The sequence below is a fragment of the Thermosipho sp. 1074 genome (genome assembly GCF_001999655.1).
Lineage (GTDB): Bacteria > Thermotogota > Thermotogae > Thermotogales > Fervidobacteriaceae > Thermosipho > Thermosipho affectus.
On the sequence record NZ_LBEX01000018.1, the window covers coordinates 179,273 to 192,257 of the forward strand.

Genomic DNA, 12,985 nt, shown 5'->3' on the forward strand with positions numbered 1-12,985 from the left:
GAGGCGATTATGTATTTTGAAAATCTTTTAAAAGGGGTTTCAAAGGATTTGGCAAAAGAAGTTGTTAGTGCAAAGATAGCATTGGAGAAAAATTTTAATGATTCAACTATTAAAAGGAAATTTATTGAAGTTGTATGGAAATTGTATGAGTATCTTTGTAGGAATATAACAGAAGACTATGAAATTGAAAAAAGATTATTTTTAAGATTTGGATTACTAGAACCAAAATATTTAAGTACAAGTGATGTTCAGAAAATTAGAAAAATACCATTTGTTGAAGAAGTGGAAAATGTGTTTTATGTTGACGAATGGTTACTAGCTGTGAAAAATGGTAAAATTAATCCAAGTAGTTATCTTGAAACTATAGAACAGCCCAGGGTTTTAACGAGTAATGTTTCTTCTTTTACGAAAGCATTTGAAGAAAAAATTTCGGAAAGAAAAAAGTATGAAAAAGAAGTTCTAGAGATTGTAAAGAATATATCTTTCGAAGATAAACCATATAATAAAGCGGTTTTATCGTTGATAGATCAAGCAATTGAAAGGTTAAAAAAATTAAAACAGTTGGATAGAGAGGTTGAGATACTTTATAATCAAATAGAGGATTTAGAAAAAAAACAATTATCTGATGAAAAAATTGAGAATAAAAAAGAGTTTACAGAATACATGGTTATAAAACAAATGTTGAATAAATCTGTCGGAAGGCTTGGAAACAGGTTTTTGGTATTATCTTCTATATTTTTGACAAATGCTTTTATGTTAACGAAAGAGGTTTTGAAAAATAAGATTGAAGAAGTTGAAAAAATAGATTATAAAATTTTTCAAAGGAGTATTAAGGGGGTAAATATAAGGTTTTTGCCATACTTTATAATTGTTCCAGGGTATGGGGATTATGGATTTTGTTGGGAACCTTTTGAGGGATTGAATTTTTTAAGTGGAAGAGGAAGAGTTGTTATTCCTATGTTTCCAAAAAATTTAGATATAGCTATTTTACGTGCTTTGGGAGATTACAGATGGAAAGTTTCTAAAGAGCTTTCATTTGGACATTGGATGGAGGAAGGATTAACAGGTGAATTTTATAACTATATGTTGGACAATAAGATAAAAGAAAGGCCTGATGAGTATTTCTTGAAAAATTATATACTTTGGATTTTGAAAGAATCAAAGGGTGTGCAAAAATTGGAAAAAGAAGTGAGGGAAATTTTTTGGAGATATTTGGAATTTCCAGAGGATATAAAAATAAAATTATCAAATTTGAGTTATGTTTACAAAAATCTTTATGAAAAAGACAAGAGGAGGAAGAGACGTTGAAGAAGTTTTTAATCTTTATCGTAAGTGTTTTAGTTGTAATATTTCTCTTTTGGTTTTTGAGTAATGTTTTTTCTGGGAAAATTTTACTTAAGAGATATATATTTAAAATAGGAATGTTTGAACTACGTTGGTATAGTTTTTTGATAGTTTTAGGTATTGTTATTTCTTATTATTTGGTTAAAAGAAGGCTTGGGATTTTTGGGATTGAGCCTGAACATTTTGATGAAGCAGTATTTTGGGGAATAATTTTTTCAATAATTGGCGCAAGGGTTTATTACGTAATTTTTATGTGGGATGAATTTTATTCAAAATATCCAGATGAAATTGTAAAAATTTGGCATGGAGGGCTTGCAATACATGGAGCAATAATTGGTGCTATTTTGTCAACATATATTTATACGAAGGTGAAAAAAAATTGTTCTTTTAGTTTTTTGCAGGGAACTGATCTTTTGACAAGTGTTTTGCCTTTAGGACAAGCCCTTGGACGTTGGGGAAACTTTTTTAATTATGAGGCTTATGGAGGACCTACAAACTTACCGTGGAAGATGTATGTTCCACCTTCAAGTAGGATGCCGGGTTTTGAAAAATTTTCATATTTTCATCCTACATTTTTGTATGAAAGTATTATCGATTTCTTAATATTTTTGTTCCTATACAATTATGATTTAAAGAAGAAGAAACACGGAGAAACTACAGCATTATATTTTATTTTGTATTCAATTAATAGGTTTTGGATTGAATCATTAAGAACGGATAGTCTGTATTTTGGGAAAATAAGGGTTGCTCAACTTGTGAGCTTATTACTGATAGTTTTTGGTATTTTTATGTTTATTTATATTAGAAAACATTCGGAGGTGGTAAAATGATTGATAGACAAAGAGTTATTGGTGATTTAATTACGCCTAACAACTCTAAAATTATATTATTAGTTATGGATGGTATTGGAGATATTCCAGGAGATAAAGGTTTAACACCATTGCAAGAAGCTAACACTCCAAATTTAGATTCTTTGGCCCAAAAAAGTGATCTAGGTCAAACCATCCCTGTTTTACCTGGTATAACCCCTGGAAGTGGGCCTGGACATCTTGGAATTTTTGGTTATGATCCTTTGAAATATCAGATTGGAAGAGGAATTTTAGAAGCACTTGGTATTGATGTAGAAGTAGGAGAAAAAGATTTGGTTGCAAGGGGAAATTTTGCAACTTTAGATGATGATATAATTGTTGATAGAAGAGCGGGAAGGCCTTCATCGGAGGAAAGTGCAAAAATAGTGGAGATTTTAAACGAGAACATCAAGCAAATAGAAGATGTAGAAGTTAGATTTTATCCTGGAAAAGAGCATAGATTTGTAGTAAAGTTAACGGGAGAAGGATTACATGATAAATTAGAGGATGCCGATCCACAAAAAGAAGGGAAACCTATAAAATATACAAAAGCATTAGATGAAGCTTCAAAAAAGTCAGAGAAAATTATTAATATGTTGATTGATAAAATAAAAGAAGTATTAAAGGATCAACCAAAAATGAATTTTGCACTTTTAAGGGGATTTTCAAAGTATCCAAATCTTCCACAATTTGGAGAAGTGTATAAATTAAAACCAGCTGCTGTTGCAGTTTATCCAATGTATAAAGGACTTGCAAAGTTAGTAGGTATGGAAATTTTGAAAGCAGGTCAAACAATTGAAGACGAATTTAACACTGTTAAAGAAAATTGGGAGAAATACGATTTCTTTTACGTTCATATTAAAAAGACGGATTCATATGGAGAAGACGGTAACTTTGATTCAAAGGTTAAAGTAATTGAAGAAGTAGATAAAAACCTTCCAATATTATTGGATTTAAATCCAGATGTATTAGTTGTAATAGGTGATCACTCTACTCCTTGCGCAATGAAAGGTCATTCATTTCACCCTGTACCATTGATGGTTTATTCCAAATTTACAAGAAAAGGATTATCGAAATTGTATAATGAATTTGAATGTGCACGTGGAACTTTGGGAACTATTTACGCCGTTGATGTTATGCCACTTGCATTAGGATATGCTGGAAGGTTAGAAAAGTACGGTGCGTAAAGATGTTTTTAATTTTATTTTTTGTAGGATTAATAGGGGCGTTGCTTGCCCCTATTTTTTCTGTGCCAAAACTTTTTTTATTTATTCCATTTTTGTTTTGGAAAAATAAAAAAATATTTTTTATACTCTTTGTGTTTTTAATAATTAATTTTTATGGCGGATTAAAAGTTTTTGGAACGTTTGAATATGTTGGACGGGTTATTCAGACTAATGATAATTATTCTCTTGTTTTTGGAAAAATTTTTTTTGAAAATAAATGGATAAGTTTAAGAATGTTAGTAGGGATTAACGAAGAATTACCACTGGGGGATATTGTTTATTATTATGGAGATATGGAGGCGGATAATTTTTCATATCCCAAAGTAAAATTAGATAAAAATAGGGTGATTTCATCACCCTATTTTTCGATTTTTAGGAATATTTACATGATTTCAGAGAATTTTAGAAAAAAACTTCTAAAGTTTAGCGAGATCTATTATGGATTGTTTGGTGGAAAGGTAAAAAGAGATTATATAAAAAACAGTGGTATGTATCATTTTTTTAGCATATCTGGTATGCATATATCGATAATTTATGCATTTTTTCTTTTCCTTTTTTCAAAGTTTGAGTTGAAAGAATACCTTTCTTTGGCTTTTAGTTTTCTGTTTCTTATTGCAACAGGTATTAATTTACCAGCGCTAAGGGCATTTTTACTTATATTCTTTTCTACCATTTTTGAAGGAAAAATGTTTAATAAAATTGATATACTTTGTGTTATTGGATTATTGTTTTTGTTTATTGAGCCTGCTTTGGCATTTTCTCTTTCTTTTTATATGAGTTTTTTTAGTACATTTGGAATATTATTTGTTGAGAACAAATATTTAAAAATGGTGTCTGCTTTCTTAGGTAGTGCACCATTTTTGGCGCTGTTTACAAATATTAATCTTTTTTCAATTATAGGGACTTTCATTTTAGTGATTCCATTTCAGATATTGCTTTTTGTTTTATTAATTGCTTTTGTTTTTGAATTATTTTCTTTAAGCATAATATCAGAGTTTCTTTTAAAATTATTTCTTTCTCTTACAAATATTATTGAATCAACATTAAAGATTTTTGCAACCCTTCCTAAAGTACCCGGTGGTATCTATACTTATTTATTATTTGAACTTTTTTTCTTTGTTTTTTTACTACATTTTGGGCATATCCCATATATTTTGAAATCGAAATCTTCAAATTGAAATCCTTGTTCAAGAAGTTCTTTTTTTATTATATTAAGGTGTTTTTCTTCGATCTCGTATATTTTACCACAGACATTACAAATAAAATGATGATGCATTTTTTCTTTTTTTGCAAGTTCATATCGATAGATACCATCACCAAAATCGATTTTTCTCAAAAGTCCAAAGTTCACTAAAAGTTCAATGGTTCTATAAACTGTGGCTTTACTTACTGTGTGTTTGTTGGAAAATAAAATTCTATACACATCTTCTGCACCAAGGTGTTTTGATTCATTATCTATAAAGACTTTTAAAACCAATTCTCTTTGTGGTGTCATTCTGTATTTTTTGTTTTTTAGTTCTTTTTTTAGTGTTTCTATATACATGGTTAGCCTCCTTTTATACATTCATAAGTGGTTTGATGTCTATTTTCCAACCTGTTAATTTAGCTGCAAGTCTAGCGTTTTGGCCACCTTTTCCTATTGCAAGTGAAAGTTGATTTGGTGGTACTATAACTCTTGAAGCTTTATTTTCAAGATCAAGTATTTCAACTTCAACAACATTTGCCGGTTGTAAAGCACTTGCAATTAATTCTTTTGGATCTTCTGCCCATTTTATTATATCCAACTTCTCACCTTTTAATTCTTTGAGAATAGCAGCTATTCTGATTCCTTCTTCACCAATACATGCACCTACAGGGTCAACTTTCGGATTATTTGATTTTACTGCAACTTTAGTTCTTATTCCAGGTTCTCTGACCAATTTTACAATTTCAACAACTTTTGATTCAATTTCGGGTACTTCAAGTTCAAGTAAACCTTTGACAAATTCTTCATTTGTTCTTGTGACAAGTATTTTAGGTCCTTTTTTGTCTTTTTTTACATCTTTAACGTATACTTTAATGAGTGATGAAGGTTCAATGTTTTCACCTGGAATCCATTCCTTTTTTGGAAGCCTTGTTTCCAGTTTTCCTATTCTAATGTCTGCCCAATCTTTGGTTACTCTAATTACTTCTGCGGTTGTAATTTTGCTTGCAAGTTCTGAATACTTTTCAAATTGCTTTTCTTTTTCGATTTCTCTTATTTTTTGAATTAACACCTGTTTGGCCGTTTGTGCGGCAATTCTTCCAAATTTCTTTACATTAATTCTTTTTTTTATGATATCACCAATTTGTGCGTTTGATTTAATCTTTAATGCTTCTTCTAGAGAAATTTGGGTTGTTTCTTTTTCTACATTGTCTACTACTTCTAAAAGTTGAAATGCTTCAATTTCGCCAGTTTGTCTGTTGATGATTATTTCAACGTTTTTTTCGCCACCAAAGTTTTTTTTGTATGCACTTACCAAAGCTTTTTCAATTATTGGGATGATTTCGTCAACTTTTATTCCTTTTTCTTCCTCAAGTTGTTCTAGAGCTTGTAAAAAATCCAAATTCATATCTTTCACCTCCTAAAAATCTATTTCTAAATTTGCATTTTTAATTTCTTCAAATTTTATTTCAATTTTTTTTCCGTTTACATCTATTGTTATAATATTGTTTTTAATGTTTTTTATGTAGCCAATATATGAATTTGTTTGAGTTTTTATTTTGACTTTGTGATTTATAAATCTTTCAAAATCATTAATATTTCTAAGTGGTCTGTCTAGTCCTGGGGATGAAACAGTTAAATAATATTTACTTGGAATTATGTCTATTTTGTCTAATTCATATTCAAGAGCCCTTGAAACTTTTTCACAATCTTTAGTACTTACATAATCATACGGATTATCAATTATCACTTCTAAAAACCATCTACCAGATTTATTGTAGTATTTTACATCGAACAACTCTAATTGTAATTCTTTGCAAATTTTTTCAGATATCTTTTTTACTTGAGAGACTATATCTCTCATTTTTTCACCACCTCACCTATACAAATATTAAACCGGGACTTGTTATGTCCCGGTTTTTCTGGCGGAGAGGGTGGGATTTGAACCCACGGACGCCTTATGGGCGTCACACGCTCTCCAGGCGTGCGCCTTCGACCCCTCGGCCACCTCTCCAAAACAACCAATTAAGATTCTACCATAAATTTAAGATTTTGCAATACTTTATTTCAACTTCAAATATATGAATAGAAATAAGCATACGTTGATTTTAGGATTTTTGGATCGAAGCAAATACGTAACTTTGAGTAAATAAACAACTGGTGGCGAGGGACGGAATCGAACGAAAAGTTTAAATATACTCTATTACGTTTCGATATTTAATGTCAATAAAACCATCTGGATAAACGATTATCTGTTTTAACAATCTCTTAAAAACAAGTTCTCTGTCTTTTTCAAGTAAGTTTTGAAGTTCATTCCAAACAAGTTTCAATCCTTCAGGAGTTATAAGCGTTGGTGTATCTTCGGATGTAATTTTGTCAAGTTCTATTTCTTTTTCAATTTTTTGCTGTTTTAGTTTCTCTATTTCACGTTTTAACGAATCAAGATCAATACCTTGAAGAATAGCTTGAGTTGCTCTCTGTAGCTTAAGGTTGATATCTGCAAGCTCAGATTTTATCTTGTTTAATTTCTTCTCTTTGGATTTATTAGTTTTACTTAGAGCTTTGTTCAAATCTTTAGCAAGTTTTTCGAAATCAACATTTTCAAAAAAAGTATGTTTGATATGATTGTAAACATAATTTTCTATCTTCATTTTGTTTACACTTGCATGGCCCTTTTCTTTATATCTTTTTGCATATGAACAAACATATCTGGGGTACTGACCGCCTGAACCAACACTCAAAACACTTCCACAAACACTGCAGTACAAGAGCCCCTTCAAAAAATATTCTCGTTTTTTATAACTTCGTTTACCAATTCCAAGTTTATTTCTTGCATTCCAATAGGTTTCTTCATCAACAATCGCAGGAATAGCACCTTTGATACGTATTACATCATCACGTTTTGCATGATAATTATGTTTTGTACCTTTCTGGTACGTGAAAACCCCCATATATTTTTCATTTAACAGAGTTTCGTATAAGGCACGTACGGTCCATTTGTTGCCTCTACGAGTCCTAATTCCTTTGTTATTTAAAATATCAGCTATTTTCCTTAATGAAACACCCTGAGCAGCTAAATTGAATATCTCTCTTATAAACGGTGCTTCATTTTCATCAATTTCATATCTTTTACGTATTTTTCCATATTCATCTTTTTCCTCAACAAGTTTATAACCAAAAGGAGGGATACCACCCATAAAATAGCCCTTCTTGGCTACTACAATAGCTTTATCTCTAATTTCTTGCTTGAGATTTTCTATATAAAGTTCGTTTATAGCTCCCATTATATTACGGAAAAATTTGCCAGCAATATCTTGTGTTATGGGCTCAGTTGTACTTTCTAAAGCAATATTGAGTTCTTCAAGTTTTTTTGTATAGACAACTGAATCGTATAAGTTACGTGCGAATCTATCAAGTTTATAAACAACAACCACATCGAACGCATGATCTTCTGCATCTTTAAACATCTGTTGAAAAGCTACTCTTTTATCAGTAGCGGCTGATTGTGCTCTGTCAATATATTCTTTTACAATTACATAGCCTTTTTCTTTGCAATATTCTCTAATTTTCTCAAGTTGAGCTTCTATTGAAGTATCAGATTGTCTATCGGAAGAATATCTTGCATATGCTGCTGCTCTTTTCATTTGATTGCTCCTTTAAACTTAAAATATTTTATTAATAATTTTATTGCTCATAGAACAAACTTATTAAATTAACAACTATTCCATCCACACCTTTTTGCGATTTTTCTAAGCCACCGGCTTTTTTTATCATTTATTTCTTTTTTTGAATAATAATAACAAAGAAATTCATAACATGGATTGCTAAGAGCTGATTTTTTAATAGAACGAGATAATTTTAATGCAAGTTGCAAATTTGCTTCAGCTGCTTCTACAGCTTTGGGGATATTATCCAAACTTTTGTATGCCTTCATTGCACTCATATGAAAAAAATAAAGTGACCAAATATCGTTAACCTTAGGAAATTTTTTGATTAAATATTCATACCATTTTATAAATAACTCTGCTTTTTCTCTATCTGCACTATTAAGAAGATTGGGCAATATTTTTGAGAAATAATCAATAGGAGTATTCAATGGAATTTGTTTTTTTCCATCAATCCTAAATGGTGCAGAAAATTCTCCACTATCTATTGCATCAGAATCTCCTACGTCTGTTAATGAAACTTCTAAAGATAATCCTGCGTCACTAGCTTGTTTCACCATTTGTCTTTCATGTTCGGTTAATTTTGACCAAAACTTTTCAAGTTTAAAATAACCTATAGCACCTTTAAACTTCCTTCTAAACAACATTAAAATCACCACACATTGCAAAGCAAAAATGAACGGCTACAGTTTATTTCTTGTGAGTTAGATTAAAAAAAGGTAAAATGATGGGCTTTATATTCAATTGGGATGTAACAGAGGCTATAAACGATCTAGCAATTAATAATAAATTAGCAACACCGTTTAATTCACACAATTTCTTAAATTGTCTTTGATTATCACAAGAACCCTCAAAATAACCATAAATTACCACGTTTACGCTGTGAACAACTCGATCTTTTTCTGATTCTTTACCTATAATTGAAATCTTCAACCTAACTTTGCCACCAAATTTTTCATCCGAAATTTGTTGAATATCTTCCAATTTGGGTTCTATATTAAGATTATATAAAATCTTTTTAGGAATATTCTGTTGTGATACATCATTATCAATTTTAAAATTAGCATCAGTAATCTGATATCTAAGCAGCTGTAAATATTGGCTTTTTGGTATATTCGTCATCATTTGTTGCCCTCCATTCATATCTAATCAAATCAGTATCTAAATTATCAAAATTTAAATTCAAAGATAATGTTAATTCGCCATTTAACTTAGCTGCAATTTTAGCAAGAGTTTTTATTGACAAGTTCTTTAAACCAGATTCTATTTTTGAAACCATTGCTTGAGACATTCCCAGTTTTTCCGCTAATTCTTTTTGCGTCAATCCATGCTGCTTTCTATAAACTAACAGTTCGCCGGCAATATGCGCTAATGCATCAAGATAAATTTTTTCTTCAATTGTTTCATGATGTCCTACTTCTTCTAATAGCTCAAATATATTTTTAGACATTATTAATCCCCTCCTTTTTCTTTAAAATCCCTAAATCTTTGTTTAGCAATATCTATATATTTATCATAATCATTCTTAGATTTTTCGTAAAATATATTTAGATAGATTATTGTTATTGAATCCACAACGGAAAATATAATACGCAAGTTTGGTTTCTTTTTTGTTAGTCTAATCTCATATAAATTATCAGCGTTCTTAATAAAATCAAAATGTGGATCGTTGGGTATTACTTTAATCCCAAATTTTTGTAAGATCTTTGAATAATGCCTAATAGAAACAGTAATTTTCTCCTTATATTGCCTGTATTTTTTCAGAATTTTCTTGAGATCACTTTCAAAATCTTTGTGATAAATAATTTCATACTTAAATTCAAAGCTATTGATCTTTATCACCTCAATTATAACCTATTGGTTATAAAATTTAACTTGTTTAAATTTACAGGGATGTAACAACAACGAAACGATTTATAAAAACACTTGTTTGAAAAATAATTCTCTAAAATACCTGTTTATACTTAAGCATATCCTGTGCAGGTTGTGGAATGTCATTGTTGTTTTTCAAGTACTTATCAGCCAAAGTATATTTATAGAACCCCCAGTTGCCTATATAATTGCTACTTTTAGTGTTGTTGATCTGTGAATATGTTACTTTATTATAACAATTAAATTTGACGATTGATTCTTAATTTTTATATACTGCTTATCAGTTACAAACAAACTATTTATCCATTTATTTCTATCTAATCCAATATTCCATAAATACCAATCATAAGTAGTATCAGAATCCACCTGAGGTAATTCAAAAGAAGATGAATATAATCTTAATGTCGCTGTCGCTTCAGAAATTTCAATTAGCGATTCAGAAAAGTTTACACTACTACTAATTGCATTTTCCAATGAACCAGACAAAGAAATAAAAGAATTAGCCATGATTTCATATATTAATGTTTTTGGACCCGTTACAAGAACTTGTAATTGTACACTTTCCCCTTCAAATGCCTCTGTGGGATTAGATGAAAAATTCCAAGTTATCGGTTGAATTTCCAGAGTTACATAAGTTGTTTGATTTTTAACAACATTTACACCAGTTGCTTCAACAAAACCGTTAATAACATAATAAAACTCTGGGGCATACGCAGTTAAAGCATCTATTGTGTACGTGCCTTCAGCTACATTAAATTCTACTTGAACAGTTTCGCCTGGAAGTCCTTTTATTTCTTTTGCTACCCACGAAGTACTGTTTTCTTCTTTTAACGTTATTTGTAAGTAAGTGGTTCCACTAGGTATACTATTAATTTTACTAGAATTAGCTATAATAGTATCACTTTGTGGGAATGTAATTGAAAATACTATTTTTCCTGTTTCAGCGCTATCTAAAGAATTCACAGTAGCACAAGAACTTAATAATAACAAAACTCCAAACATCACAAAAATAACTTTCTTCATCTCCCCACACCCCCTTGAACTTGAAATTATCTATTTGAGCAACTTCTTTGACAGAAAAAATGAAAGGCTTATGGTTTTACTACTATATTATCATTTAGCAAAATTCTTATATCGGTATCTACAAAGCTCTTTGGCAGCATAAAAACAACTTTGTATTCAAAATCTACAGGACTTTCGATGTAAAAGTAAGCTCCTAAAGGGTGTTGTATATTTTTATCTTTGAAATCGAAAAATGGAATATCACGAACATAATAAAGAGTGTCACGATTATAAATATAAGCAATGTAGAGATTTTCAAATGTTTTTCGTACTATGGTCATTATTATAGGCGCGTAAGCGTCCTGAAGTGAAGTTTTAAGAGTAATTATGTCAAATGTTTGGTAATCAGTATCAGTTGTTAATCTTAATCTCGTAACTATATCTAAATATAGATCATGAATGGATTTAGGATATACTGGTTCATTATAAATCAAGATTGTATCAGTAGCTAATTTATCCCAACCAATTTCGATTTTAAGGTCAAAATTATCATTTGAAAATGTATAAGCAAATGTCGAAACAAAAAAAGTAATCGTTAATATTATAAATATTTTACTCTTCACTGATACACCCCCATGTTTTTTAAAATCTTTTTACTTTCTCTTCAAAACATCACTTCACAACTTTCTTAGGTTTCTGTTTTCATAGTATATCCAATCACTATTTTATAGTTTCTCTGGAACTAATGCTCGTTCTTTAGTTCGAGATTATGTTATCAAGAACTTCTTTTAGTTTATCTTTGAACTTATAAATGTCCTCAATTCGTTCTAAAAGAACCTTTTCCTCACGCTTAGTTATTTTTCCTTCCTGAGTCTCAAATATAGGAAACGAGATATATTTATTGGCTGAGTTGAAGTAAAAACGGCAAATCCATTTAGAAATACTTCCTTTGTACAATACACTGAAATATCTCTTGACATCTTTGTAGGTTACATCAGCGAGGGGTATATACTCGGATAAGATAGATTTTACAATATGGTAAGCAAGAAGTTCTTCTTCAGTTGTTATTACTTTGTCTTCGTTTTCTTCAACAGTTTTTATTTCTTGTTCTGCCGTATCCTCTTTATTGTTATTTAAGGCTTCTTCAAGTTTATTTCTCACCATATCATTCAAAAGTTGAGATATGGAATCTTTAACAAGCTTTCCAAATTTGTCAATAACCTTTTTGGTCTTTATACCATCATACACCTTGCCTAATATATACCTAATGAATTCATCGCTTGGTTCGTTGAACTCTTCTATTAAAAGTTTCTTTACAGCATTTGAATATTTCAGAGATTCTGCGGATGTCAAAATTGTATCTATATCAAAGTTTGCCTTAATAAATTTTTTTAATTCATTAATTTGTGTATCTTTCAAGTTTAACATATCAATTTCTAAGAATGGTGTCTTATCCATTTTGTTCTTTTCATCCAAATCAGTAAAAAATTTATAAATAATGCCATTCGTCAATATTCCAATTTTAGCTTTGGTTGCATTAAAGTATCGCATCAGCTGGGCATCATGTTTTGATAATTCTTCACCACACCACTTTACTTCTACCAATATTTGAGGTTCACCATTTATAAATATTGCATAATCAACTTTTTCTCCTTTCTTGATTCCTGCAAAATCCGCGGTGTATTCTGGAATAAATTCAATAGGATTACGAGTATCATATCCAAGTATTTCGAAAAAGGGTATAACAAACGCCATTTTTGTTGCCTCTTCGTTTGGAATTTGATCTTTCAGTTGTCCGATTCTTTTTGATAATCCCCTCAGTTTATCAGCAAAATCCATTATAAT

Annotated in this window: 15 protein-coding genes and 1 tRNA gene; 4 read left to right on the forward strand and 12 right to left on the reverse strand. The window is 30.2% G+C overall.

Going from position 1 to position 12,985, the window contains the following annotated elements; genetic code table 11:
• The first annotated feature begins 9 nt into the window (after positions 1–9).
• The 4 genes from XO08_RS07640 to XO08_RS07655 are packed head-to-tail and all read left to right on the forward strand — an operon-like array spanning position 10 to position 4,596.
• A complete protein-coding gene (locus tag XO08_RS07640; protein WP_077287893.1) occupies positions 10–1,308 on the forward strand; it encodes a hypothetical protein in 1,299 nt (432 codons plus the stop codon).
• Entirely contained in the window at positions 1,305–2,174 is an 870-nt protein-coding gene (gene lgt, locus XO08_RS07645; RefSeq protein WP_075666413.1) for a prolipoprotein diacylglyceryl transferase, read from the forward strand. The genes XO08_RS07640 and lgt overlap by 4 nt, the downstream gene beginning before the upstream one ends.
• Positions 2,171–3,379, forward strand: a complete 1,209-nt coding sequence (locus XO08_RS07650; protein ID WP_075666414.1) for a 2,3-bisphosphoglycerate-independent phosphoglycerate mutase — start codon at positions 2,171–2,173, stop codon at positions 3,377–3,379. The genes lgt and XO08_RS07650 overlap by 4 nt, the downstream gene beginning before the upstream one ends.
• Before the next feature lie 2 nt (positions 3,380–3,381).
• The gene (locus tag XO08_RS07655) at positions 3,382–4,596 is read left to right on the forward strand and encodes a ComEC/Rec2 family competence protein (protein ID WP_075666415.1); all 1,215 of its coding nucleotides are present in this window, start codon (positions 3,382–3,384) and stop codon (positions 4,594–4,596) included.
• On the opposite strand, the gene XO08_RS07660 is transcribed toward XO08_RS07655, so the two are convergent.
• The 12 genes from XO08_RS07660 to XO08_RS07715 all read right to left on the reverse strand — a co-directional run bounded on the left by XO08_RS07660 (position 4,509) and on the right by XO08_RS07715 (position 12,979).
• Positions 4,509–4,961, reverse strand: a complete 453-nt coding sequence (locus tag XO08_RS07660; protein ID WP_075666416.1) for a Fur family transcriptional regulator — start codon at positions 4,959–4,961, stop codon at positions 4,509–4,511. The genes XO08_RS07655 and XO08_RS07660 overlap by 88 nt on opposite strands.
• Positions 4,962–4,974: 13 nt before the next feature.
• Positions 4,975–6,009 (reverse strand): transcription termination factor NusA, encoded by a 1,035-nt coding sequence (gene nusA / locus XO08_RS07665; protein ID WP_077287895.1) that lies wholly within the window; start codon positions 6,007–6,009, stop codon positions 4,975–4,977.
• A 12-nt stretch (positions 6,010–6,021) separates the two neighbouring features.
• Positions 6,022–6,465, reverse strand: coding sequence for a ribosome maturation factor RimP (gene rimP, locus XO08_RS07670; protein WP_075666418.1), 444 nt, complete (start codon positions 6,463–6,465; stop codon positions 6,022–6,024).
• Between the two features lie 59 nt (positions 6,466–6,524).
• Positions 6,525–6,615: transfer RNA gene (locus tag XO08_RS07675), tRNA-Ser, on the reverse strand.
• A 175-nt stretch (positions 6,616–6,790) separates the two neighbouring features.
• The gene (locus XO08_RS07680) at positions 6,791–8,245 is read right to left on the reverse strand and encodes a recombinase family protein (RefSeq protein ID WP_077287897.1); all 1,455 of its coding nucleotides are present in this window, start codon (positions 8,243–8,245) and stop codon (positions 6,791–6,793) included.
• Between the two features lie 68 nt (positions 8,246–8,313).
• On the reverse strand, positions 8,314–8,913 hold the full coding sequence (locus tag XO08_RS07685; protein ID WP_077287899.1) for a hypothetical protein: 600 nt from the start codon (positions 8,911–8,913) through the stop codon (positions 8,314–8,316).
• 43 nt (positions 8,914–8,956) lie between these two features.
• Entirely contained in the window at positions 8,957–9,391 is a 435-nt protein-coding gene (locus XO08_RS07690) for a protein-export chaperone SecB (RefSeq protein ID WP_077287901.1), read from the reverse strand.
• The gene (locus tag XO08_RS07695) at positions 9,348–9,716 is read right to left on the reverse strand and encodes a helix-turn-helix domain-containing protein (protein WP_077287903.1); all 369 of its coding nucleotides are present in this window, start codon (positions 9,714–9,716) and stop codon (positions 9,348–9,350) included. The genes XO08_RS07690 and XO08_RS07695 overlap by 44 nt, the downstream gene beginning before the upstream one ends.
• Positions 9,717–9,718: 2 nt before the next feature.
• Complete coding sequence (locus XO08_RS07700; protein ID WP_158074256.1) at positions 9,719–10,108, reverse strand: type II toxin-antitoxin system RelE/ParE family toxin; 390 nt, start codon at positions 10,106–10,108, stop codon at positions 9,719–9,721.
• A 252-nt stretch (positions 10,109–10,360) separates the two neighbouring features.
• Positions 10,361–11,161: a hypothetical protein gene (locus XO08_RS07705; protein ID WP_077287907.1), complete on the reverse strand. Its 801-nt coding sequence runs from the start codon at positions 11,159–11,161 to the stop codon at positions 10,361–10,363.
• A gap of 68 nt (positions 11,162–11,229) precedes the next feature.
• Positions 11,230–11,763, reverse strand: a complete 534-nt coding sequence (locus XO08_RS07710) for a hypothetical protein (RefSeq protein WP_077287909.1) — start codon at positions 11,761–11,763, stop codon at positions 11,230–11,232.
• Between the two features lie 133 nt (positions 11,764–11,896).
• The gene (locus XO08_RS07715) at positions 11,897–12,979 is read right to left on the reverse strand and encodes a type I restriction endonuclease (RefSeq protein WP_077287911.1); all 1,083 of its coding nucleotides are present in this window, start codon (positions 12,977–12,979) and stop codon (positions 11,897–11,899) included.
• Positions 12,980–12,985: the final 6 nt, after the last annotated feature.